Here is a 24,618-nt window from a genome sequence, read left to right as displayed (position 1 = left end):
CCCATGGCTAACTACTTCAACACATTGAATCTGCGCAACCAGTTAGCGCAGTTAGGCAAATGTCGTTTCATGTCACGCGATGAATTCGCGGATGGCGCTAGCTTCCTGAAAGGCAAGAAAGTCGTTATCGTTGGCTGTGGCGCTCAGGGTCTGAACCAGGGCCTGAACATGCGTGATTCCGGTCTGGATATCGCTTATGCACTGCGTGCTGAAGCGATTGCTGAGAAGCGTGCTTCTTTCCGCAAAGCGACCGATAACGGTTTCAAAGTGGGTACTTACGAAGAGCTGATCCCACAGGCGGATCTGGTGGTTAACCTGACGCCAGACAAGCAGCACTCAGCGGTAGTTAAAGCGGTACAGCCTCTGATGAAAGATGGCGCAGCGCTGGGCTACTCACACGGTTTCAACATCGTTGAATCTGGTGAAACCATCCGTAAAGACATCACTGTTGTGATGGTAGCACCGAAGTGCCCAGGTACCGAAGTGCGTGAAGAGTACAAGCGTGGTTTCGGTGTGCCAACCCTGATCGCGGTTCACCCAGAAAACGATCCAAAAGGCGAAGGCTTGGCAATCGCTAAAGCCTGGGCTGCTGCAACCGGCGGCGACCGTGCTGGCGTGCTGGAATCTTCCTTCGTTGCTGAAGTGAAATCTGACCTGATGGGCGAGCAGACTATCCTGTGCGGTATGCTGCAGGCCGGTTCTCTGCTGTGCTTCGATAAGCTGGTGGCTGAAGGCCACGACGCGGCTTACACCGAAAAACTGATTCAGTTCGGCTGGGAAACCATCACCGAATCACTGAAGTTCGGCGGCATCACCCTGATGATGGATCGTCTGTCTAACCCGGCGAAAATCCGTGCTTACGCACTGTCTGAGCAGCTGAAAACCATCATGGCTCCGCTGTTCCAGAAGCACATGGATGACATCATCTCGGGTGAATTCTCTTCCGGTATGATGGCTGACTGGGCGAACGACGACAAAAACCTGCTGACCTGGCGTGAAGAGACCGGTGCAACTGCATTCGAGAACGCACCGCAGTTCGAAGGTAAAATCGACGAGCAAGAGTACTACGACAAAGGCGTTGTGATGGTTGCCATGGTGAAAGCGGGCGTTGAGCTGGCCTTCGAAACCATGATTGATGCGGGCATCATTGAAGAGTCTGCTTACTACGAATCACTGCATGAGCTGCCGTTGATCGCGAACACCATCGCACGTAAGCGTCTGTACGAGATGAACGTGGTTATCTCTGATACCGCAGAATACGGTAACTACCTGTTCTCCTTCGCGGCAGTTCCACTGCTGAAAGAGTTCATGACCACGCTGCAGCCGGGCGATCTGGGTAAAGCATTTGAAGGCACTCAGGTTGATAATGCACAGCTGCGTGACGTCAACGAAGCCGTTCGTCAGCATCCAATCGAAGCGGTTGGCCGCAAACTGCGTGGCTACATGACCGACATGAAACGTATCGCGGTTGCTGGCTAAGCCACACGCGACACAGTTTTCAGCATAAGAAGAACCCCGGCTTGCCGGGGTTTTTTTATGCTTGGAATCCGCGTTTGCGTTATCACCGTGCTGCATTTTGGTCGCCATTAATGGCGTTCACTTAAGCCAATCAGTGCGTAATTAACCCGGTACGCATAAATGCGTACCCTACAAAAACCGCACGTCATACCTTTGGCACGAACCCAGGGTTTATATCTCTGGCATGAGCCCAGGATTTATATCTTCGGCAGGATTAAAGGGTTCATACCTTTGGCACGATTCCAGGGTTTATACCTTTGATGCGAATCCAGGGTTCATACCTTTGACACGATTTCAGGGTTCACACTTTGGCACGATTCCAAGGTTTATACTTTTGGCACGATTTTCGTAGGGTACGCATTTATGCGTACCGGGCAAACCACACCGCTCCCGACAATTCCCACCCAATAAAAAACCCGGCTGAATAAGCCGGGTTTTTCTTCACGTTAAATCAGCATCACGCCTCGTACAGCGTCTGGTGACGTGTCTCTTTACAGGCAATCAGCGCGATCAGCGTCAGCACGGCCATTGAAGCCAGATAGAAACCGACTGCCTGCAAACCGTAGTTAGCGTTCAACCATGTCGCAATATAAGGCGCAACCGACGCCCCGAGAATTGACGACAGGTTATAGGAGAACGACGCGCCGGTATAACGCACTTCGGTCGGGAACAGCTCTGGCAGCAGTGCACCCATCGGACCAAAGGTCAGCCCCATAATGCTCAGGCCCAGCAGCAGGAAGCCCATCACCAGGATCTGTGAGCCTGAACCCAGTAGCATCGGGAACATCAGCGCGAAGGCGATAATCATCAAGGTAATGGTGATCATGGTGCGACGGCGACCATAACGATCCGCCAGCAGGCCCGCAATCGGTACCATGACACCAAAACCAATCACCGCCACCATCAGCATCCACAGGAAGCTATTACGGGAAAAGCCCAAGCCCGCTGGCGCCGGCGCGGTGCCGTAACTCATCGAGTACACGGTCATGATGTAGAACAGCGTATAGGTCGCCAGCATGATGAACGTGCCAAGAATCGTGGCGGTCAGATGCTTGCTCAGCAGCGTGCCAATCGGCATTTTGACCTGCTTATTCTCTTTCTGTACCTTGGCAAACACTGGGCTTTCATGCAGCGATACGCGCACATACAGACCAATCAGCACCAGCACGGCAGAGAGAATGAACGGCACTCGCCAGCCCCAATTCATGAACTGCTCATCGGTCAGCAGCCAGGAGAGCAGCAGGAAAGTACCGTTAGCGAAGAAGAAGCCAATCGGCGCGCCGAGCTGTGGGAAAGAGCCGTAGAGCGCACGTTTCTTCGCGGGGGCATTCTCGGTCGCGAGCAGAGCCGCACCGCCCCATTCACCACCCAAGCCCAGACCCTGACCAAAACGCGCCAGCGCCAGCAGCAGTGGTGCGGCGACGCCAATGGTTTGATAGCTCGGCAGCAGGCCGATCAAAACAGTGGAGACGCCCATGGTCAGCAGGGAAGCCACCAACGTCGCTTTACGGCCGACGCGGTCGCCGAAGTGGCCGAACAGCGCAGAACCAATTGGACGCGCGACAAAGGCGATAGCGAAGGTCGCCAGCGACTGTAATGTCGCCACGGTGGGATCGCCCTGCGGGAAGAAAATGTGCGGGAAAATGATCACTGCCGCAGTAGCGTAAATATAGAAATCGAAGAATTCGATAGCGGTGCCGACAAGCGATGCCACAACCACTTTGCCACGTGAATTAACGGGCGTATCGTCGTGTTTTTTGTCGAGTGTTTCTGTGATGGAGGCTTGCATAACTGTTTCTTAATTGTAAATGTAGACAGAGAATCTTACGCACCTGTTTTGCTGCATTCAATGGCGAAAAACCGCGTCAGAACAGGCATTTTCGGCGAAAAAGTGGATAATCTCTGAGTTGCAGCAATCGGCGGCGGATGGGAACGGGAAGTGTCACTTTTTTGGCGGGAATCTCTGCAAAAGGGCCAAATTAAAGTGACCCTTTAGCGTTTCCTGCTGGTTTTTGCTGAAATATTAGCCAGCAGGAAACATTTTTAGCTGTTACGGCAAATGTAACAGAAATGCGGGATTATTCGCCCTGATGGGGTGGTGGCATCTCTTTATCATCCTTGTATTTCGCGGTGGCGATCCACGCCGCGCAGAAGAGTGTCAAACGGGCAAAGAAATAGAAAAACGCCATCAACCCCAGCACCGATCCAAAGGCCGCGCCGGAAGGCGAAGTGGCCAGTTTGGGCAGCGTTAGCGTCATCACAAACTTAATCACCTCAAAGCCAATCGCCGCTAACAAGGTGCCGCGAAATAGGGCTTTTTTACGCGGCTTATGGCGTGGCAGAATCCAGAAAATCCACAGGAACAACAGATAGTTGGCAAAGATGGAGATCGACAGCGCAATAATGGTCATGGCCGGGCGCAACCACTCGATATCCTCCAACCCCAGCGCGTTAACGATGGCGTTCTGCGCGGCACCTGCAATCGAGGTGAGCGACAGCGTAATCACCAGCGCCAGCATCAGACCCAGTAATGAAACCAAATCACGCGCATATTTCTTCCAGATTTTTTCCTGATCGTCTGGTTTTCGTTCCCACACATCACGCGATTGCGCCCGCACCGCTTCGCGTAAATTCCCCATCCAGTTAATGCCGGAGTAGAGCGCCAGCAGCAACCCAGTAATTCCTACGGTTGCGCGCTGCTGAATTGCGGTATTGACGGTATTTTTCAGCGTGTTGGCTAAAGTGGGATCGCTGATACTGTTAACGATTTTGTTGATCAACTCGGTGAGTAAGTCCTGATTCGACGCCAGTATAAAACCGACTGCCGCAAAGGAGACCATCAAAATCGGTATCAGTGACAGAAAGGAGAAGTAAGTGATCGCCGCGCCAAACTGGCTGCCGAGGCGATCGTTAAACCGATCCAGCGCGCGAAGGAAGTGCGCCACAGCGGGGATGGATTGGAACCAGGTCGCAAAACGCGAAACGTTCTGGATCGAACCATCCACGGTTTTATTGCCGGTTTTAATATCAATCAGCGGCTTCTGCTCCGCTGCGGGTTCTTTAGTCGGTTTGTCTGTCATAGACGATAAGCATCCTGTTCACTGCGAAATTAAAATTATAGCCTGCTATGTCACATACTCCTGGAGAACCTGACTTAGCCACTCCATGAACACGCGCACGCGGCGTGCTACGTTGCGGCGATGCGGGTAGAGCAGCGAAATCGGCATCGGTTTCGCCGGAAAATGGTGCAGCACCTCCACCAGTTGGCCTGACTCCAGTAGTGGCTGCACGCCAATCGCGGGCACCTGAATAATGCCAAGCCCTGCTATGCAGGCCGCACGATAGGTTTCGGTGCTGTTCACGGTCACCACGCCGCCGGTTTGCACGTAATGGCTTTGTTTGCCATCAAAGTACTCAAAGCCCAAAGATGGCTGACCCAACTGCTGGGTGTAGTGCACCATCGCGTGCTGCGCCAGATCTTCCAGGCGTACCGGCATGCCGAAGCGGGAAAGGTAGTCGGGACTGGCGCAGTTAATCAAGGCATGTGATCCGATTTTACGCGCAATCAGGCCTGAATCTTTCAGTTCGCCTACCCGGATCACGCAGTCAAATCCTTCACGGATCACATCCACCTGCCGATCGCTGCTGCTAAGCTCAATCTCAACGCCGGGATAGTGCTGCAAAAATTCCGGCAGGCGCGGCAGAACAAAACCGGTTGCCATGGCGACCGACATATCGACCCGTAGTTTACCGCTCAAGGTGGCGGGATCGTGCTGGAACAGGCTGTCCATGTCGTCGAGCATCGACAGTAAATCGAGACAGCGATCGTAATACACCAGCCCATCCTGCGTGAGGTGCACACGACGCGTAGTGCGATGCAGCAGACGCGTGCCCATTTGATTTTCCAGCGCCTGTAACTGGCGCGATACGCTGCCTTTGGGTAAACCCAGGCTCTCAGCCGCACGAGTAAAACTGCCCATTTCTGCCACTCGCACAAAAACCTGCATTGCGTGAATTTTATCCATGTGGTTCACCGATTGTTGTTGTTAGTGAAACAGTGCTGCGTATTCCTATGCGTTTATAGATCAATTATTCGCGAATATCCTTATCCCGTGTTCAATTTTCCAACTGGAGCGAAACATGAGTCATAAAATTGCATTGATTACTGGTGGTAACCGCGGTTTAGGCAAGAATGGCGCGCTAAAACTGGCGGCCAAAGGCGTGGATATCCTTTTTACCTATCGTGGCCACGCGGAAGAAGCACAGGCTGTGGTGAAGGAGATTGAAGCGTTGGGTGCGCGTGCAGTGGCGCTGCAGCTGGATGTGGGCGACAGCAACACCTTCGACAGCTTTGTGGCACAGGTCAAAGAGACACTGCAAAAAACCTGGCAGCGCGACAACTTTGATTATTTAGTGAACAATGCCGGACACGGCCACTACAAGCTGTTTGCGGAAACCACCGAGGATGAGTTTGACGCGTTGGTGAACGTGCACTTGAAGGGGCCATTCTTCCTGACGCAGAAACTACTGCCGCTGATCATCGACGGCGGGCGCATCCTAAATATCTCCAGCGGGTTAACACGCATGACCCTGTCTGGTTCAGGCACTTACGCCTCCATTAAAGGTGCTATGGAAGTGTTGACGCGCTATCAGGCGAAAGAACTGGGCGAGCGCCGTATTCGCGTCAATATTCTGGCACCGGGAGCGATTGAAACTGATTTTGGTGGTGGGCGCGTACGTGACACCAAAGATCTTAACGATCACATTGCCTCAGTGACCTCTCTGGGTCGCGTTGGCCAGCCAGATGATATCGGTGACGCCATCAGCGCCATCCTGAGTGAGGAAACCGGTTGGATCACTGCGCAGCGTATTGAAGCTTCAGGTGGGCAGGCGTTGTAATTGACGTGATTTTACAGGTGCGCATGAATGCGCACCCTACAAATGTTGATGGAACTCAGCGCGCATGAATGCATAGCGTGACAAACTTTGTAGGGTCAGCATTGATGCTGACCTGGTCCAACTCGGGCACTGATCGGCTCTGGCTGAATCCGTGCCATTAAGCACGCGCACAGATCACAGACAACTGAATAGCGCCCTTCAATCACGGGCGCAGTTCAGCTATAAATCAATCGTCCCATCAATCACCGTTACGGTTTGGCCGCCAATCCAGATGGTCTCACCGCTAAAACTCACCTGAATTCGTCCTTCACGTTCGATAGCGCTGCCTTGACGCGCGCGATAATCCTGCGTTTTTCCCTGCGCGGCAAAGTAGCGGGCCAGGCATGCATTGGCACTACCGGTTACCGGATCTTCGGTCAGGCTGCCGTTCTCAACCAGCAGCGCGCGCACTTCGTACTGCTCGGCGCAATCGTCTGGCAGCGGACCAAAAATGGCCGTGCCATTGACGTCAGCATGCTTCTGTAAGCGCAGCAGATCGGCCGCGTTGGCCTTAACCTCCAATACCGCCTGGGCGCTGCGCATCGGAATCAACAACCAGCGAATCCCCATATCGACGATCGTTGGCATTTGGCTGGCGTCAAACGCGTCGCTGTTCAGGGCACTGCTCATCAGCGCATCTTCAAACGGCGTCAACGTCACTTCCGGTGCGGCAAAAGCCAGAGCACCGTCCTCGCTGATGCGCACATCGACTAAGCCCACTCCGCACTCTTGCACAATTTTCCCCGGCGTTTTAATCGGCCAGCCCGCTTCCAGTAGCGCATGCGCGGTGCCAAGCGTGGGATGGCCCGCAAATGGCAACTCACCTTCAGTGGTGAAAATGCGCACCCGGTAATCGGCGGCGGCATCCTGCGGTGGCAACACAAAAGTGGTTTCCGACAAATTGGTCCAGCGTGCGATGGCTGCCAGCTGCGCATCGCTTAATCCTTGTGCTTCCATGATCACCGCCAGCGGATTACCTTTAAATGCCGACGAGGTAAATACATCCACCTGTTTAAATGCGACCTTCATTGTCTCTCCTTCCTCGTTGAGGTTGTCTGAAATCGGGATTTACATCCTGCTGATTGCGAAAGTGCAGCAACAGGGCTATGAATAGATTAAGAATTCTGGAATCGGAGTCCGCTATGTTAAAAGTTCTTGGCCGTACTTCTTCAATCAACGTGCGCAAAGTTCTGTGGTTGTGTTCAGAGCTGGATCTCGCGTATGAGCACGAACCCTGGGGTGAAGATCCGCAATCGCTACACTCGGCAGAATTTATGGCGCTTAACCCCAACGCCATGATTCCGGTCATCATCGAAGATGACTTTGTGATGTGGGAATCCAACGCCATTCTGCGCTATCTCGCCAACAGCAATGGCGGCGACTGGCTCTATCCTGAAAACCCACGTGCGCGTGCACCGGTAGATCAGTGGATGGACTGGCAGGCCACCGAACTCAATACTTCCTGGCGCTATGCCTTTATGTCACTGGTGCGCAACTCGCCCGCTCATCAGGATCCGCGCTTGCTGGCCGCTGCCATCAAAGGTTGGACGCATACGATGAACATTCTCGACCAGCATCTGCAAAAAACCGGGCGCTACGTCGCAGGCCGTAACTTCTCGTTGGCCGATATCCCGGTGGGGCTTGCGGTCAATCGCTGGTTTGAAACCCCGTTGGAACACCCTGACTTCCCGGCCGTGCAACTCTATTACGAGCGCCTGACCGAACGTGAGGGCTACACCACCTGGGGCCGCAACGGCAAGCCTTGATCCTGTCCCGGTGCCAGGCCTGTGATTTCGCAGGCCAGTGCCCCGGTGCGTTTTAAAGCCCACGTGTAACGCTCATCAAACGGATAGCAGCAGGAGAGGCGCAGCGCGTGCTTATAGCGATCGCTCAGCGTGTAGAGCGCGCCCGGCGTGACGCAGATCTGCTCCTGCAATAACCGATGGAACATCTCCACGGTGTCGACTTTACCCGGCAACTCCACCCAAAACACAAAACCACCTTTTGGCAGCGTCGCGCGGGTCCCCTGCGGAAAATGGCGCGCCATGATGCCGCGCGCTGCATCGAGATTGGCGGCATAGCGGCGGCGCAGCGAGCGCAGATGATGATCGTATCCGCCGCTGGCGAGGAATTCGGCGAGGGTTTCACATAGCAACCGCGATTCAGACATCGAAGAGACAGCTTTCAAACGGGCGATGGTCTGATGGAAACGACCGGCCGCGGTCCAGCCCACGCGGAAATCCGGCGCCACGGTTTTGGTAAAACTGGTGCAGTAAATCACCCAGCCATCGCTATCAAAGGCTTTCACCGGCGGCGAGAGTGGCCAGTCAAACTGCAACTCGTCGTACAGCCCGTCTTCGAGCATCGGAACGTGGTAAGTATTCACTAACTTTGCCAGCCGCTTCTTATTCTCCAGTGGCATCACATAGCCGAGAGGATTCTGCGCGCCGGGCATGGCAATCAGCGCCTGAATACGCTTCTCCTGTAACAACATCTCCAGCGCATCCAGCGACAATCCTTGCTGAGGATCAGTGGGTATCTCCAGTGCTTTCAGGCCCAGAGACGCCAGCAGGGGAAACAGGAAGAAGTAAGTGGGAGATTCCAGCCCAATGCAATCGCCAGGCTTGGTCACCGCCCGCAGCGCCAGCTGTAACGCTTCCATGCAGCCGTGGGTGAGGGTGATCTCTTGCGCGGTCAGATTGATACCGGTGTGCAGACTGCGACGTGCAATCTCCTCCCGTAAGCGCTCACTACCCGGCGGAAGCGCATAGCGCCCGATGATATCGGGGTTGTGCCGTAAAATGCCTGAGGTGATTCGACCTAAGCGCGCTGCCGGGTAAAAGGTGCCATCCTGCGGGCAGGCCAGAGAGATATTGGTGTAATCAGCGTTATTCTGCGCGGCAAACACCTGCTCAATCAGTTCCAGCTTCTGCGTGCTGGGGTCGTTGATTTTCGCGGGCAGCGGTTTGACCGGACGCGTCACGGCTGGCATCACGCCACGAACGTAATAGCCCGATTGCGGACGCGCTTCGATCAGGCCGCGATCTTCAAGGATTTGCCAGGCATTGAGCACAGTATTGACGCTAACCTGATGCGATTGTGCCACGCGGCGGATGGCGGGTAGTCGTTTTCCCGGCTTCAGCGTGCCTTGATGAATCGACTCGGCAAAGCTGTCTGCCAGCTGCTGATACAGCGTTTGACCGGATGAAAGGGGAAGGGACACAAAAGCCTCCGCGTGCGATGGGTACAATCTAAATTAATGTTAACTGTATCCATTACAATAGTGGTTTTGTGTCTCTGTTTCCATCCCCTTATACGCACTAGCATGATGTATCACTGATTCATCAAGGAATGCACCATGCTCGATCCCTCATTCTTCAGCTACGTCACCGTTATGTCGATCACGCCCGGCCCGAACAATCTATTACTGGCAACTTCTGGGGTGAATTTCGGCTTCAAGCGCACACTGCCCATGTTGTTCGGTATTCTGGTGGGGTGTGCGGTACAGATGTTGCTGGCAAGCATGGCGTTGGATGTGTTGCTGAATTGGATGGCATCCATTCGTTTACCGTTAACGGTTGTGGGGTGCAGTTACTTGTTGTGGCTGTCATGGAAAATCTTCAGGGCCGCTGCACCAGAAGCGCGTGAGCGCCCACGTCCGATGACGCTGGTGGGCGGTATCTGTTTTCAGGCTGTGAATCCGAAAGCGTGGTTGATGGTGACGAACGTGGCGCTGATGTACGCCAACAGCAACGGCGTCATCACTGTGTTGCTGGGGTTTGCTGCATTGAATCTGCCCTGCATCTTGATCTGGGCCGCAATGGGCGATCGTCTGCGCAGTCATCTGCAGGTGGCGTGGAAACGCCAGGCATTTAACAGCCTGATGGCGCTGTCGCTGGTGGCCACCACAGGTTGGATGTTGTATGACGCGGTACTGTTATCCTAAGAGCATTTAGCTGGCGGTGAATGCCCCGGTTTTCAAAATAAAAAAGGCCGCTTGCACGGCCTCATCATTATTGACGGGCAATCAGGATTGCCTGATTACTTCCCCACCACGTGCGCCGTCTCGCGGGCTTCGTCGTTCGCCGCGTCTGGCGTAACGATCGGTGCGTAATCGAGTTGCAGTACGCGGCTGGTTTCCGCCAGAATCTTCTCGGTCAGTGTCACATCACCGTTCATCTTACGGCCCCAGGTTGGGATCACCGCACGGATCTTGGTCTGCCATTCCGGTGAACGCATCTGCTCTGGGAAGGCTTTCGCCATCAGCTCCAGCATAATCGGCGCCGCAGTAGACGCACCCGGTGATGCGCCGAGCAGGGCAGAAATCGAACCATCTTCAGAGGTCACGACTTCCGTGCCTAAGCGCAGCACGCCGCCCTCTTTCTCATCGTTCTTGATGATCTGCACGCGCTGGCCAGCAGTGACTAAACGCCAATCTTCCTGTTTCGCCTGCGGCACATAAGCACGCAGCGCTTCCATGCGATCGTCATCGCTTTGCAGCACCTGATCGACCAGGTATTTCACCAGGTCAAAACTCTTCAGGCCAACCTGCATCATCGGCAACAGGTTGCTGCCGTTCATCGCGCCGAACATATCCAGCAGCGAACCCTGTTTCAGGAATTTGGTCGAGAAGGTGGCGAACGGGCCAAACAGCAGAACCTGCTTGCCATCCAGCACGCGAGTATCGACGTGCGGTACCGACATCGGCGGCGCGCCAACGCTGGCTTTACCGTACACCTTCGCCATGTGCTGCTGTACCACTTCTGGATTCTCGGTCACGAGGAAGGAACCGCCCACCGGGAAACCGGCGTAGCCTTTCACTTCCGGGATGCCGGATTTTTGCAGCAGTGGCAACGCCGCACCGCCCGCACCGATAAACAGATGGCGTGTCGTCAGCAGGCGATTTTCACCGCTGGCCAGATTGTGCAGCGTCACCTGCCAGCGGCCATCGCTCAGGCGCTTGATATCACGCACTTCCTGACGCAGACGCAGGCGAAAATTGGCTTTCTTCTGTAAAGAGGCAATCAGTTGACGCGTCACTTCACCGAAGTTGACGTCGGTGCCCATTTCGGTCCAGGTGGCCGCCACTTTCTGTTTGCTGTCACGGCCATTCATCACCAGCGGAATCCACTGGGTGATCTGGTCGCGATCTTCTGAATAGTTCATGCCACGGAACAGGGTACTTTTTTGCAGCGCCTGGAAACGTTTGCGCAGGAATTCAACGTTATCGTCGCCCCAGACGAAGCTCATGTGCGGCGTACTGTGGATAAAGCTTTTTGGATTGCGCAGGTTGCCTTTCTGAACGTGGTACGCCCAGAACTGACGAGAAATCTGGAACGATTCGTTGATCGCCACCGCTTTTGCAATGTCGATGCTGCCATCCGCCTTCTGCGGCGTATAGTTCAGCTCGGCCAACGCAGCGTGGCCGGTACCGGCATTGTTCCAGCCATTGGAGGATTCCACCGCGACATCGTCGAGGCGTTCCACCATCTCAATCGACCAGTCCGGCTCCAGATCCTGCAGCCATGCGCCAAGGGTGGCACTCATCACGCCTGCGCCGATCAGCAGTACGTCGACATCCTTTCGTTCCTGAAGGTTTGCGCTATCCATACCAGCGGCGGCGAGCGCCAGGTTTACCGCAGTAGTACTCATGAGGCGACATCTCCTCTCTCTGTTGACCTGAAGTTCAACAGGTTCGCAGGCGAAACAGCCACGCTTCTTTCGAGCGCGTCGCGCTATTTCTCAAAGGTTAAGACTCAGGTTTAAGTCATAGGGACGATAACGATTAACTGCACGTTATGCATATGCATTCGAATATAACATTCTCGTATCGGAATTAAACGTTTGTTTATTTTTTAAAGGCGGAAATGATTCAGCATAAGAATTAATCAGCTCAACCCCGCAGCCATAAGGGATTTTTATCCCCAAATCAGAAGGTTATAGTAACGCACTTGTTGCAGGGTTGTGAGGGTGTTGAGTGGGTTAAATATGGGGTGGTGAGCCAGATCACAACATAACACTATGATAATTATGATTTTGTTAAAAATTGATTTTTGATGCGGTTTTTCTGTTGCGCAATGTTTCGCCAATCCGTGTAAAAATAATGTTACATTTTTGGGGTATGTTAAATGATCAGCCGCACTGAGCTTAAGTCAGAAGAAAAATGCATCGCGCAGTAGGAAATTTCACGCTTTTGACCAGCGACGCCAGATAAAGCGGATGACGAAATATTCAATCGTGCCAAGAATCAGGAACCACAAGCAGAAGACAATGGTGTAAAGCTGATTCAGGTCCTGCAAATGCAACTGCGCCTGGATCTGTTTGGATAATTCAAGGCCAAACTGAGGGGCAGGCAACAGTAGCGCAGAGAGGAATCCCAGCAGCAAGATGCCTCCAGGGATAATCAGCGTTTCGAGTGGGTTTTTCATCGCAGTTTTCCTATCAATTAGCGCGGGCATTAGCGCACAAAACGGCGGCGCAGTGCAATCCCCATGCCGATCAGGCTTAAGAAAATTCTTCTATTCCATTCACTTAGCGTCATAAATAGCGCAAGTTAAGAGTTATAGCCTTTGCTATACTTAAATCCATGATTTTACTGTCTTTTTTTTGGCGTTTTTGCGTGCTAGACTGCGCGCACTTTTTCATTACTGAACAATAGATGCGGAAAATCGCCAGTTTGAATGCTTTTTCCGCGGCATTGATTGAAAACCCATGACATTTATCGCAACTCTGATTCTGGCTTTTGGTATGTCGATGGACGCCTTCGCCGCAGCACTGGGCAAAGGCGCTTCCTTACATCGCCCGAATTTCAAAGAAGCGCTGCGCACCGGCCTGATTTTTGGTGTCATTGAGATGCTGACTCCACTGATTGGCTGGGCAATTGGCTTGGCTGCCAGCCGTTACATCATGGCGTGGGATCACTGGGTGGCCTTTGGCCTGTTAACCGTGCTGGGTGGCCGTATGATGATGGAAGGCTTCCGTCAGACTGCCGACGAACCTTGTGAAGCACCGCAACGCCACGGTTTTATGGTGCTTGCTCTGACTGCGGTGGCGACCAGCCTTGACGCGCTGGCTGTGGGTGTGGGTCTGGCATTCCTGCAAGTGAATATCATTCTGACAGCGGTAACCATTGGCGCAGCGACCACGGTGATGGCGACGACCGGTGTGATGGTGGGTCGTTTTATTGGCCCGGTGATGGGTAAATGGGCAGAGGTATTAGGCGGCGTGGTGCTGATTAGCATCGGTTGTACCATTCTTTTCGAACATCTTGGTTGGTTCAGCTAAGGCTGTTTTCGGCAATAAATCCTCAATTTTGTGATCTGGCTCAAAAATATTTGCGTGAAAAATGCTCGTTAGTTATACTTTTCGCGTGTTTCTTCAACTATTTTTGAGCCAGGTAACCATGAAACGTTTTTTCCGCTACGTGTTCCGCACTTACGTTGAGACCTTCAAACACGTACCGCCGGGCGCATTACACTAAGCGCCGCAGATACCCTCGATAATCGCGGTCAAGGATCGACCGGTGGTTATCAATGATTTTCTTATCTTTCCCACCGTTTTATTTCACACTTTTTCTCATCTATCCCTGTTTTGGGCCCGCTATCATCGGTTTTTGATCTGACTATAGCCTGACGTTATACCCCGCCACCAAACAAGCATTCGTCACCCTTTTCTCCACATGAAATAGTCGATTCAGACCCTCTAACCCGTCTGAAACGAGAAACATCATGCTGATCCCACAACCCTATTTATTGTTCCTTGGCGATGTCACCGACCCACTGGCTGCTAAAACCGCCCGCGGCATTCACGTCTGGCGCCCAGAGCAATGCGTTGGTGAAATTAAACTGCCGGGCTGCACCGTTAGCTTAGGTCTGGACGTGCTAGATATCGCCACGGCGAAAGAGCGTGGCGCGAAAACCTTGGTGCTCGGCACCGCTAACGCCGGTGGTTATCTGCCGGAGCACTGGCTCGATACTGTTAAAGGTGCGATCAAAGCTGGGATGAACGTGGCGAGCGGCTTACACCATCGCCTGGTGGACGAGCCTGAGCTGGTGGCGTTAGCGCAGGAGTTTGGCGTTGAGCTGTTTGACCTGCGCCATATGCGACCAAAACTGAATGTCGGCAGCGGCAAGAAACGAACGGGTAAGCGTGTACTCACTGTCGGCACAGACTGTTCTGTGGGCAAGATGTACACCTCACTGGCGCTCGAAGCGGCAATGCGTGAACGTGGGATGAAAGCCGATTTTCGTGCTACAGGTCAAACCGGAATTCTGGTGGCGGGTGAAGGCATTGCCATTGATGCCGTGATTGCCGACTTCATCGCCGGCGCGGCTGAAGCCTTGTCACCGGCTAATGATGCCGATCACTGGGATATTGTTGAAGGCCAGGGTTCCCTGTTCCACCCTTCGTATGCCGGCGTCAGCATGGGCTTGATTCACGGTGCTCAGCCGCACTGGTTGGTGATGTGCCATGAAATGGGCCGCCCACATATGCGCCACTTGCCGCATCAACCGATGGTCAGCTTGAAAGATTGCGTGGAAGCCAACCTCCGTGCGGCGCACGTCACCAGCGATCATGTACAGCTGGCGGGTTTCGCCATCAACACCTCTAACTACAGTGAAGAGGAAGCACGCGCCTATTGTGCCGAAATCACGGCGGAGTTTGGCGTGCCTGCCACCGATCCGGTGCGTTTTGGTATCGCGGATATCGCCGCCCTGCTGCAGGAGCGTGGCTAAGATGCGGCGCATGCAGATTGAAGTGCTGGAGCTGCCGCTGGCGCGTCCTTTCGCTATTTCGCGTGGCACGCGTACCGCCGTCACTGTCATTCGCGTCACGCTGGAGCAGAACGGCTTTATTGGTCGTGGCGAGTGCACGCCAACACCGCGTTACGATGAAACACCAGATAGCGTCGAGGCGCAGCTGGAAGCGATGCGTAAGGATGTCGAAGCGGGCTTAAGCCGAATCGATCTGCAAAGCCGTTTATCTGCCGGTTCAGCGCGTAATGCGCTGGACTGTGCGCTGTGGCGCCTTGATGCCGCGCTGGCGAAGCAGACACTGTGGCAGCAGTGCGAACGCACTGCACCGCCTTCGGTGATCACGGCGGAGACCTTAAGCCTCGACTCCATCGAAAACATGGCAGCTGCGGCGGCTGATGCCGTATCGCGTGGTGCCATCCTGCTGAAAATCAAACTGAATCGTGAAGAGATTTTAGAGAAGGTGGCGGCCATCAGAAAGGCTGCGCCACGTGCCACCTTGATCATTGACGCCAATGAAGCCTGGTCGGGCGTCGATCTGCAAAGCCTGCTTACCGCGCTGCAAGCGTACAACATCGCTATGGTTGAACAGCCGCTGCCTGCCGGACAAGACCAGGATCTGCAACGGTTTAACCATCCGATCCCAGTGTGCGCCGATGAGAGTTGCCACACGCGTGAAGACATCGCCGAGCTGCGTAATCGTTACGAGATGATCAACATCAAACTGGATAAGTGCGGCGGCCTGACCGAAGCCTTAGCGATGGTCGAAGAAGCGCAAAAGCTGGATATGCGTCTGATGGTCGGTTGCATGCTGGGCTCCTCATTAGCGATGGAAGCCGCGCTGCCGGTGGCGATTGCCGCAGAACATATCGATCTCGATGGCCCAATTTGGTTGGCGGCTGACAGTTCACCCTTCCTTTCCTACGCTCAAGGCCACATTTGGCTGTAACCGCAAGAGGCAACGATGACGGACACTTTATTTACCCCCAACGCCGCCAGCGTTGCCGGTCCCGCGCCGGTACTCGCGATACAAGATCTTAGCGTCTCGTTTCGTGGCCGCAGCGGCGAAAATCAGGCGCTGAAAGGCATCAGTTTTGCCATTTATCCCGGTGAAGTCGTCGCCGTGGTCGGTGAAAGCGGCTCGGGCAAATCGGTCACTTCGCTGGCGGTGATGGGCTTGCTGGCGGCTTCAGGCCGTATCGACCGCGGCAGCATGAAGTTCCGCGATCGTCAGGGTAAAGCCCACGCGCTGGAAACGCTGGATGAAACCCAGCGCCGCACCTTGCGCGGGCGTGAAATGGCGATGATTTTTCAGGAGCCGATGACCTCGCTCAATCCGGTTCTGCGGGTGGGCGATCAGTTGACGGAAGCGCTGCGTGACCATCAGATGTGCGACAAAGCTGCTGCGGATGCGCGTGCGCGGGCACTGTTGCGCCAGGTACGCATCGCCGATGTCGATCGCGTGATGAAAAGCTACCCACACTCGCTGTCGGGCGGCATGCGCCAGCGCGTGATGATTGCGCAGGCGCTGGCGTGCGATCCGCAATTGCTAATTGCCGATGAACCCACTACCGCGCTGGACGTTACCGTGCAGGCGCGCATTCTGCACATCCTGCGGGACCTGCAACGCGAGAAGCAGATGGCGGTGCTGTTTATCACCCATGACATGGGCGTCGTGGCGGAGATTGCCGACCGCGTGGTGGTGATGCTGCGCGGCGAAGTCGTGGAACAGGGTACGGTCGCGGACATCTTCAACGCGCCGCAGCATCCTTACACCAAAGCGCTACTGGCCGCCGTGCCGAAGCTGGGCGACATGCGCGAACAACGCTGGCCGCAGCGCTTCCCACTGTTGGGCGCCACTCAGCCCGCCGATAGCGGTGAACAGCGCACCGCCCGTTATGACGAAACGCCATTGCTGGATGTGCGCGGTTTAAAAGTCTATTACCCGATTCGCAGCGGCATCTTTTCGGCCTTGACCCATCAGGTGCACGCGGTGGAGCAGATCGACTTCAGCCTGTGGCCGGGCGAAACGCTGGCCATTGTCGGTGAAAGTGGCTGTGGCAAATCCACAACTGGACGTGCGCTGATGCGCCTGATTAAAAGCCAGGCCGACAGCATTCATTTCCAGGGCAATGAAATCGCCAATCTGAAAGAAGCGGAGTTTCAACCGCTGCGCCGCGAAATCCAGATGGTATTTCAGGATCCCTATGCCTCTTTAAACCCGCGTCTGACCGTGGGCTTCACCATTGCCGAGCCGCTGCTGCTGCACGGTCTGGTGAAATCGTTGGAAGAAGCCACACCGCAGGTCGATGCCTTGCTGAAAAGTGTTGGCCTGTTGCCCGAACATGCCACACGTTATCCCCATGAGTTTTCCGGCGGCCAGCGCCAGCGTATTGCGATTGCCCGCGCCATGGCCTTGAAACCGAAAGTCATCATCGCCGATGAGGCCGTCTCGGCACTGGATGTCTCGATCCAGGCGCAGGTGGTGAACCTGATGATGGACCTGCAAAAGCAGACCGGCGTGGCGTGGATTTTCATCTCGCATGACATGGCGGTGGTGGAGCGTATCGCTAACCGCGTGGCGGTGATGTATCTCGGCCAGATTGTCGAGCTCGGTCCGCGTCAGTCGGTGTTCAATCAGCCGCAACATCCCTATACCCAACGTCTGCTGGCCTCGGTGCCGGTGGCCGATCCACAGAACCGTCAGACCCGTACTTTCGAAGACAGCGAAATTCCTTCGCCGCTACGCAAGTTGGGCGAAACGGTCACCAAACCCCGTTATCGCCAGGTTGCGCCGCAACACTGGGTCGCTGACGACATTGCATCGCGCTAACGCTCAATACCAGGAGATTTCATGAAGACACTTTTTCGCCGTTCGTCACTGGCTTTTGGCTTGACCCTCGCGCTGGCCGCCGCCGCGCAGGCGCAGGATCTGCGCATTTCGATGTATGCCGATATCACCGGACTGGATCCGCACGATACGTCGGATAACGTCAGCTATTCGGTGCAGAGCGGCATCTTTGAGCGCCTGTTCCAGTTCGATGCGCAGATGAAGCTGCAACCCTGGCTGGCGACCGGTTATACCAATAATGACAACGCCACCGAATTTACCCTGACGCTGCGCAAAGGCGTGACTTTCCAGGACGGCACGCCGTTTGATGCTGAAGCGGTCAAGGCCAACCTCGATCGCCTCGCCGATCAGACCAAAGGCCTGAAGCGCAACAGCCTGTATAAGATGATTGCCAAAGTCACGGTGCTGGCACCGGATCAGGTAAAAATCGACCTCAACCAATCCTTTGGTGCTTTCATCAACACCCTGGCACACCCGTCAGCAGTAATGTGGAGCCCGGCGATCCTCAAACAGTACCCGGAAGAAGCACAGCTGCGCCTGCACCCGGTCGGCACCGGTCCGTTCAAATTTGTTGACTGGCAGCCGGGCAAAGCCGTTTCACTGGTGAAGTACGATGGCTACTGGCAGAAAGGCTGGCCGAAGGTGGATAAAGTGACCTTCTCGCCAAGCCCGGAAGATGCCACACGCGTTGCCGCATTGAAATCAGGACAGGTGGATGCGATCTGGCCGCTGCCGTCGGATCTGATCGCGACTGTGCAGAGCGACAGCAAATTAGCGATCCAACGCGATCCGAGTATTTATCTCTATTACATGGCGATCAACACCCAGCACAAACCATTGGCGGATGTGCGCGTGCGTCAGGCGATCAACTACGCCATCGACCGCAATCTGTGGCTAAAAGTAGCGTTTGCTGGCATGGGTAAACCCGCTTCGTCCGCGATGCCGGAAGGGGTGCAGTTCTATCAGAAGCAGAGCGAACCGAATTATCACTACGCCCCGGATGAAGCCAAAGCCTTGTTGAAAGCCGCCGGCTATCCGAACGGTCTGGATCTGAAACTGTGGACCACCAACACCACCGCCAGCGTGCGCGCGGCGCAGGTGCTGAAAGCCCAGCTATCGACCGTCGGCATTCGTGCCACGGTGACGCCAATGGATTCCGGTACGCGCAACGCCAAGCTGTGGGGCGTGAAGGATCCTAAAGCAGCCGAATTCGACCTCTATTACGGCGGCTGGTCAACCTCGACCGGTGATGCGGACTGGGCGCTGCGCCCGCTGTATGCCACCGAATCCTGGGTACCAACGTCCTATAACGTCTCCTACTTCAGCAATCCGGATGTGGATAAGGCGATTGCTGGTGGACTCGCCACTGCCGATCCCGCCAAGCGTGGTGAAGCTTATGCCGAAGCCCAAAAACTGCTGTGGAAAGATGCGCCAGTTGCCTTTCTCGGTACGCCAGACAACTTGGTGGGCAAACGCAGCAACCTGAGCGGCGTATCCATGCTGCCAGATGGCAACTTCCTCTACACCCAGGCGGCCTTTAAGTAAGGACTTGTCGTGATGGGTCGTCATAAATGACGGCCCTGCGGCTAATCAGCACATTGACTTGGGGTGCGCAATTATGCGCACCTGGTCGCCATCCAAAAGGAACTGCATGTTCGCATATATTATTCGCCGACTGCTGGAGATGATCCCGGTCTTGCTGGTGGTCTCGCTATTGGTCTTCGGCTTTATCAAGCTGTTACCAGGCGATCCCGCGCGTATTTACGCCGGGCCAGACGCACCGATTGAAGCCGTCGAAGCCGCGCGTCAGCATCTCGGTCTCAACGATCCGCTGCCGCAGCAGTACGTTAACTGGATTGGCGGACTCTTGCGTGGCGACCTCGGCGTCACTTACCGCACCCAACAACCGGTGCTGGACGTCATCAAGCAGGGCTTTATGCCGACGCTGTGGCTGGCACTGGCAGGCTTCGCCTGGTCGGTGATCCTCGGCCTGTTTCTTGGTGTGCTGGCGGCCTTAAAGCGCGGAAAGTGGCAGGACTGGACGCTGATGAGTGTCGCGGTAGGGGGGATTTCAATGCCCACTTTCTGGCTGGGCCTGCTGCTGATCCAGTTTGTCGCCATGCCCTTTGGCCTGTTCTCAGTGAGTGGCTTCAATAAAGCCAGCGACATCATTCTGCCCGCCATCACCCTGGGTTCTTCCGTTGCCGCGGTGATGGCGCGTTTCACCCGTTCCGCTTTCCTCGAAGTAGCGCAGGAAGATTATGTGCGCACCGCCAAGGCCAAAGGGCTGCGTAATCGGCTGGTGACCTGGAAACACGTGATGCGTAACGCGCTGATCCCGGTGATCACCATGCTTGGCCTGCAGTTCGGTTTTCTGCTCGGTGGATCGATCGTGGTGGAGAGCGTCTTCAATTGGCCCGGTTTGGGCTGGCTGTTGATCGAGTCGATCAAAGCGCAGGATCAGCCAGTAATTCAAGCGTTAGTGATGCTGTTCGTATTTGAATTTATTGTGATTAACCTGCTGGTCGATCTGCTCTACGCCGTGGTTAATCCCGCCATTCGCCTGCGTCAGGAGTCGTGATGAGTACACAATCTCTGTCTGCTGCATCGTCACAGACTATTCGCTCCCCGTGGCGCGATTTTTGGCACGCCTTTATGCGCAACCCGCTGGCGCTGGTGTCGGGTGGTTTTGTTTTGCTGCTGGTGTTGGTGGCGGTTTTTGCACCCTGGCTGGCACCCTTTGATCCGATGGTGCCAGACTGGATGGCGCTGTCATCCCCGCCGTCTGCGGCGCACTGGATGGGCACCGATGAATTGGGGCGCGATTTGTTGAGCCGCATCATTTATGGCGCGCGCATTTCGCTGTACGTCGGCGTGCTTTCCGTGACGCTGGGCATGGTGGTGGGCGTGCTGCTCGGCTTGCTGGCGGGCTACTACGGTCGCTGGATCGATATGCTGATCATGCGTGGTTCCGACGTGCTGTTTGCTTTCCCCGGCATGCTGCTGGCGATTGCGGTGGTGGCGATTCTCGGACCTGGGCTGAATAACGTGATTATCGCCGTCGCGGTGTTCAGTGTGCCGGTATTTGCGCGCATTGTGCGTGCATCTACCTTATCACTGAAGCAGGCGGCCTATGTGGAAGCGGTGCGCTGCGCCGGTGCGCCCGATCGCGTGATCCTGCTGCGCCACATTCTGCCCGGCACGCTCTCCAATGTGATTGTCTATTTCACCATGCGTATCGGCACCAGTATTCTAACGGCAGCGGGCCTCAGCTTTATTGGTCTGGGCCCGGAACCGGATGTGCCGGAGTGGGGAAATATCCTGGCGATGAGCCGCAGCATGATGATGGGCGGTTTATGGCACGTCAGCGTGTTCCCCGGCCTGGCAATTTTCCTTACTGTGCTGGCGTTTAACCTGCTGGGTGATGCGCTGCGCGACACGCTCGATCCCAAACTGAAGAGCTAAACATGGATTTTCAACAACTGCAGCGTGATCTGCTGCTGCAACGCTGGCGCACTGAACGCCAGCTCGGGCAACCGCGCAGTGCTTGCGGTGCCACTAATCGCATTAGCGATGTGCCCGGCGTGCGCGTCGGCCATCACACGTTGGCCGATGGCGAGATGCAAACCGGCGTGACGGCGATTGTCCCGCCGGGCGATAACCTGTTTCTCAATCCGTTACCGTGCGGCGCGGCGGTCTTTAATGGCTTTGCCAAGCCGGTCGGGTTGGTGCAAATCGAAGAGTTAGGCGTGCTGCAAACGCCGATCTTACTCAGCAACACGCTGGCCGTCGGCACGCTGTTTACCACGCTGGTGCGTGACGCCATCAGCCGTAACCCGGAGCTGGGTCGCAGTTTGCCTACGGTGAATCCACTGGCGCTGGAGTGCAACGATGGCTGGCTGAATGACATTCAGGCACTGGCCGTCACCGAAGCCATGGCACAGGATGCGCTCGATTCTGCACAGGCCGATTTCGCCCGTGGCAGCGTCGGTGCCGGGCGCGGCATGAGCTGCTTCAGTTTGAAGGGCGGGATTGGCAGCGCATCGCGGTTAATACCTTCATTGAATGCCACGTTGGGCGTGCTGGTGCTGGCTAACTTTGGTGCACTCAATGCGTTAACGCTGGATGGTGTGCGACTCGGCGAGATGATTGGGCCGCTGCTGCCAGAGCTGACGCCGCAGCGCGATGCCGGTTCCATCATCATTATCATGGCCACCGATGCACCGCTGGATGCGCGCCAGCTCAAGCGTATTGCTAAACGCGCCGGTGCCGGATTAGGCCGTTTAGGCAGCTATTGGGGACATGGATCAGGCGATATTGCCGTGGCCTTCTCCACACAAACGCAGCCAAACCCGCCGGACGATGCGGCACTGGAACCGCTGCTTGCCGCCGCTGCTGATGCCACTGAACACGCGGTGCTGGATGCGCTATTAAGCGCTGAAGCGGTCACCGGTTTTCGCGGCCATCATCGTCCGTCACTGACGCAGGTGCTGGATGAATTGACCAAACCGTAGGGCCACCATCGGTTTTACTGCCCATGACAGGATTGCCACTTATGGTACCTCTTTCATCAGCGTCTGAGGTCAGCTTAACAGCGGCCTTTGACGCACTGTTCCCCTTAGGGTCGCCATTTATGGCGACCCTGTTCCAACCCGCATGGAATTTGCCTGACTTATGAAAATATTCATCTCTGCTGACATTGAAGGTATCGCGGGCGTGATGCGCCCAGAACAGTGCTCACCCGGCCATGCGGAACACCAGCTGGCACGCGGGCTGATGGAACAGGAAGTGAACGCCGCCATCGACGGTGCTTTCGCTGGCGGAGCCACCGAAGTGGTGGTGGCCGACAGCCATGCGCAAATGACCAATCTGCGCGCGGAAAATATCGATCCCCGTGCGCGCATGGTTCAGGGCAAACCGCGCGGTTTATCGATGGTGGAAGGCATTGAACAGCAGCCGTTTGATGGCCTGTTCTTTATCGGCTATCACAGTGCGGCGGGTGAGCCGGGCGTGTTGGCGCACACCATTAATGGTCGCGCGTTCTGGCGTATTCACATCAACGGCAAAGTGATGGGTGAAAGCGATATTTACGCTGCCGCCGCCGCCGAACAAGGCACGCCGCTGTGGCTGGTGAGCGGTGACGACCAGCTACAAGGCTGGATCGGCGAACATTATCCGTCAGTGGATTACGTCTGCGTGAAACGTGCGATTTCCCACACCTGCGCTGAGTCCATCAGCCCGCAGGCCGCACAAAAAGCCATTCGTGCCGCCGCCACGGCAGCGGTACAGCGCGCGCGCCAGGTCAGCACCACGCGTTTGACCGCGCCGTATGAGATGCAGTTGCAGGCCAGCAAACCCGTTTTGGCGGATTTGTTCAGTCTGATTCCTGGTGTGACGCGCATTGATGCGGTGACCGTAGGCTATCGTGCCGATCAGATGGGAACCTTGATCAGCCTGCTGAGTGCGTTCTCCTATCTGGCCAGCACCCAGTCGTAATGTTGGTGCGCATGACAGCGCACCCTACAGATGCTCGCAGGGTTGCCATGGATGGCAATGAGTAGATCAGCAATCACGTATCAACGCTTAGGCACATTATTGGCAGGTCGTACCGCATTTCCTGCTGGCTTTTGGTAACCTGCGCGCAATTTATATATAACAACGAGGCAGTCATGCAGCTCTGCAGTTTTTATCTTATTGACCAAGAAAGAAAAAGTTACGGAATCGTGCGGGAAGAGGGCGTGATTGACGTCGGTTCGCGCCTCGGCGCGGAGTGCCCGGACCTGAAATCTTTGTTACAACGCGGCGCGCTCAGCGACCTGGATGCCTTTTGCTCACTGCCTGCGGATCACCCGTACAGCGCTATTCGCTTCCTGCCGGTAGTGGAAAATCCTGGAAAAGTGTTCTGTGTTGGCATGAACTACGCGGACAAGCGCAAAGAGTTTGCCGAGACTATCGAAGCGCCGACGCTGTTTGTGCGTTTCGCGGATTCCCTGGCAGGGCATGAGCAGCCACTGCTGAAACCGGCCACCACCCAGGAATTCGATTACGAAGGCGAGCTGGCGGTGATCATCGGTAAGCCGGCCTATCAGGTTAAAGCGGCCGATGCGCTGCAACACGTTGCCGGTTACAGCTGCTTTATGGATGCCACCGTACGTGACATGCAGTTCACCTGGTTTACCGCCGGGAAAAACTGGCAGCAGACCGGGGGCTTTGGTCCGTGGATGACCACGGCGGATGAGATCCCCGATCCGCAGCAGTTGGCGATCAAAACCTGGCTGAATCAGCGTGAAGTACAGAACGACACCACCGCCAGCATGGTGCATCCGGTGGCGAAAATCATCGAATACATTTCGGCGTTCAGCCCACTGTCAGCAGGCGATGTGATCATCACTGGGTCACCGGGCGGCGTTGGAAAAAAACGCACGCCACCGCTGTTTATGTTCCCCGGCGATGTGATTGAAGTGGAAATTGAGAAGATTGGCCGTTTGCGTCATCGCATAGCTTAGCGCCCGTCATACTTCGAGCCGCAACTGCGTTGGCTGCGCGTGCTCACCCCAG

Annotated in this window: 22 protein-coding genes; 15 read left to right on the top strand and 7 right to left on the bottom strand. The window is 55.4% G+C overall.

The window, feature by feature from the left end:
• Nucleotides 1–3: 3 nt before the first annotated feature.
• Complete coding sequence (gene ilvC / locus F3J38_RS22475; RefSeq protein ID WP_167142269.1) at nucleotides 4–1,479, top strand: ketol-acid reductoisomerase; 1,476 nt, start codon at nucleotides 4–6, stop codon at nucleotides 1,477–1,479.
• A 496-nt stretch (nucleotides 1,480–1,975) separates the two neighbouring features.
• On the opposite strand, the gene F3J38_RS22470 is transcribed toward ilvC, so the two are convergent.
• The 3 genes from F3J38_RS22470 to F3J38_RS22460 form a co-directional block, all read right to left on the bottom strand.
• Entirely contained in the window at nucleotides 1,976–3,307 is a 1,332-nt protein-coding gene (locus tag F3J38_RS22470) for an MFS transporter (RefSeq protein ID WP_167142266.1), read from the bottom strand.
• A 289-nt stretch (nucleotides 3,308–3,596) separates the two neighbouring features.
• Complete coding sequence (yhjD, locus tag F3J38_RS22465) at nucleotides 3,597–4,598, bottom strand: inner membrane protein YhjD (RefSeq protein ID WP_167142263.1); 1,002 nt, start codon at nucleotides 4,596–4,598, stop codon at nucleotides 3,597–3,599.
• 45 nt (nucleotides 4,599–4,643) lie between these two features.
• Nucleotides 4,644–5,543 carry a LysR family transcriptional regulator gene (locus F3J38_RS22460; protein WP_167142260.1) on the bottom strand — a complete coding sequence of 300 codons (900 nt, stop codon included), beginning with the start codon at nucleotides 5,541–5,543 and terminating at the stop codon, nucleotides 4,644–4,646.
• 115 nt (nucleotides 5,544–5,658) lie between these two features.
• Between F3J38_RS22460 and F3J38_RS22455 the strand changes: the two genes are divergently transcribed.
• Nucleotides 5,659–6,417 (top strand): SDR family NAD(P)-dependent oxidoreductase, encoded by a 759-nt coding sequence (locus F3J38_RS22455; protein ID WP_167142257.1) that lies wholly within the window; start codon nucleotides 5,659–5,661, stop codon nucleotides 6,415–6,417.
• Nucleotides 6,418–6,636: 219 nt separating this feature from the next.
• Here F3J38_RS22455 and F3J38_RS22450 read toward each other — a convergent pair whose 3' ends face one another.
• Nucleotides 6,637–7,485: a PhzF family phenazine biosynthesis protein gene (locus F3J38_RS22450; RefSeq protein WP_167142254.1), complete on the bottom strand. Its 849-nt coding sequence runs from the start codon at nucleotides 7,483–7,485 to the stop codon at nucleotides 6,637–6,639.
• A gap of 113 nt (nucleotides 7,486–7,598) precedes the next feature.
• Here F3J38_RS22450 and F3J38_RS22445 point away from each other — a divergent pair, with 113 nt between their 5' ends.
• Nucleotides 7,599–8,222 (top strand): glutathione S-transferase family protein, encoded by a 624-nt coding sequence (locus tag F3J38_RS22445; RefSeq protein WP_084938256.1) that lies wholly within the window; start codon nucleotides 7,599–7,601, stop codon nucleotides 8,220–8,222.
• On the opposite strand, the gene F3J38_RS22440 is transcribed toward F3J38_RS22445, so the two are convergent.
• A complete protein-coding gene (locus F3J38_RS22440) occupies nucleotides 8,189–9,679 on the bottom strand; it encodes an aminotransferase-like domain-containing protein (protein WP_034819992.1) in 1,491 nt (496 codons plus the stop codon). The genes F3J38_RS22445 and F3J38_RS22440 overlap by 34 nt on opposite strands.
• A gap of 135 nt (nucleotides 9,680–9,814) precedes the next feature.
• Between F3J38_RS22440 and F3J38_RS22435 the strand changes: the two genes are divergently transcribed.
• On the top strand, nucleotides 9,815–10,402 hold the full coding sequence (locus tag F3J38_RS22435) for a LysE family translocator (protein ID WP_167142251.1): 588 nt from the start codon (nucleotides 9,815–9,817) through the stop codon (nucleotides 10,400–10,402).
• Nucleotides 10,403–10,497: 95 nt separating this feature from the next.
• On the opposite strand, the gene mqo is transcribed toward F3J38_RS22435, so the two are convergent.
• Both mqo and F3J38_RS22425 read right to left on the bottom strand, forming a co-directional pair.
• Nucleotides 10,498–12,108: a malate dehydrogenase (quinone) gene (gene mqo, locus F3J38_RS22430; protein WP_167142248.1), complete on the bottom strand. Its 1,611-nt coding sequence runs from the start codon at nucleotides 12,106–12,108 to the stop codon at nucleotides 10,498–10,500.
• Nucleotides 12,109–12,641: 533 nt separating this feature from the next.
• Entirely contained in the window at nucleotides 12,642–12,884 is a 243-nt protein-coding gene (locus tag F3J38_RS22425) for a DUF1158 domain-containing protein (RefSeq protein WP_167142245.1), read from the bottom strand.
• A gap of 283 nt (nucleotides 12,885–13,167) precedes the next feature.
• Between F3J38_RS22425 and mntP the strand changes: the two genes are divergently transcribed.
• The 11 genes from mntP (at nucleotide 13,168) to F3J38_RS22375 (ending at nucleotide 24,566) form a co-directional block, all read left to right on the top strand.
• Nucleotides 13,168–13,740, top strand: a complete 573-nt coding sequence (mntP, locus tag F3J38_RS22420; RefSeq protein WP_167142242.1) for a manganese efflux pump MntP — start codon at nucleotides 13,168–13,170, stop codon at nucleotides 13,738–13,740.
• A gap of 61 nt (nucleotides 13,741–13,801) precedes the next feature.
• Nucleotides 13,802–13,936, top strand: coding sequence for a hypothetical protein (locus F3J38_RS28520; protein ID WP_505538584.1), 135 nt, complete (start codon nucleotides 13,802–13,804; stop codon nucleotides 13,934–13,936).
• A 247-nt stretch (nucleotides 13,937–14,183) separates the two neighbouring features.
• Complete coding sequence (gene dgcN, locus F3J38_RS22415; protein WP_167142238.1) at nucleotides 14,184–15,191, top strand: N-acetyltransferase DgcN; 1,008 nt, start codon at nucleotides 14,184–14,186, stop codon at nucleotides 15,189–15,191.
• Nucleotide 15,192: 1 nt separating this feature from the next.
• Entirely contained in the window at nucleotides 15,193–16,158 is a 966-nt protein-coding gene (gene dgcA / locus F3J38_RS22410) for an N-acetyl-D-Glu racemase DgcA (protein ID WP_167142235.1), read from the top strand.
• A 15-nt stretch (nucleotides 16,159–16,173) separates the two neighbouring features.
• The gene (locus tag F3J38_RS22405; protein WP_167142232.1) at nucleotides 16,174–18,042 is read left to right on the top strand and encodes an ABC transporter ATP-binding protein; all 1,869 of its coding nucleotides are present in this window, start codon (nucleotides 16,174–16,176) and stop codon (nucleotides 18,040–18,042) included.
• A gap of 21 nt (nucleotides 18,043–18,063) precedes the next feature.
• Entirely contained in the window at nucleotides 18,064–19,605 is a 1,542-nt protein-coding gene (locus F3J38_RS22400; protein WP_167142229.1) for a glutathione ABC transporter substrate-binding protein, read from the top strand.
• Nucleotides 19,606–19,711: 106 nt separating this feature from the next.
• Nucleotides 19,712–20,641, top strand: a complete 930-nt coding sequence (locus F3J38_RS22395; RefSeq protein WP_084938246.1) for an ABC transporter permease — start codon at nucleotides 19,712–19,714, stop codon at nucleotides 20,639–20,641.
• Entirely contained in the window at nucleotides 20,641–21,525 is an 885-nt protein-coding gene (locus F3J38_RS22390; protein WP_167142226.1) for an ABC transporter permease subunit, read from the top strand. Before F3J38_RS22395 ends, F3J38_RS22390 begins: the two co-directional genes overlap by 1 nt.
• Nucleotides 21,526–21,527: 2 nt before the next feature.
• A complete protein-coding gene (locus F3J38_RS22385) occupies nucleotides 21,528–22,574 on the top strand; it encodes a DmpA family aminopeptidase (protein WP_167142223.1) in 1,047 nt (348 codons plus the stop codon).
• Between the two features lie 160 nt (nucleotides 22,575–22,734).
• On the top strand, nucleotides 22,735–23,556 hold the full coding sequence (locus F3J38_RS22380) for a M55 family metallopeptidase (protein ID WP_167142221.1): 822 nt from the start codon (nucleotides 22,735–22,737) through the stop codon (nucleotides 23,554–23,556).
• Between the two features lie 173 nt (nucleotides 23,557–23,729).
• Nucleotides 23,730–24,566 carry a fumarylacetoacetate hydrolase family protein gene (locus F3J38_RS22375; RefSeq protein WP_167142218.1) on the top strand — a complete coding sequence of 279 codons (837 nt, stop codon included), beginning with the start codon at nucleotides 23,730–23,732 and terminating at the stop codon, nucleotides 24,564–24,566.
• Nucleotides 24,567–24,618 lie beyond the last annotated feature (52 nt).

It is taken from the genome of Candidatus Pantoea formicae (assembly GCF_011752625.1).
GTDB lineage: Bacteria > Pseudomonadota > Gammaproteobacteria > Enterobacterales > Enterobacteriaceae > Pantoea > Pantoea formicae.
The sequence above is the reverse complement of the archived record's forward strand: the minus strand, read 5'-3'. Positions and strand labels throughout refer to the sequence as shown.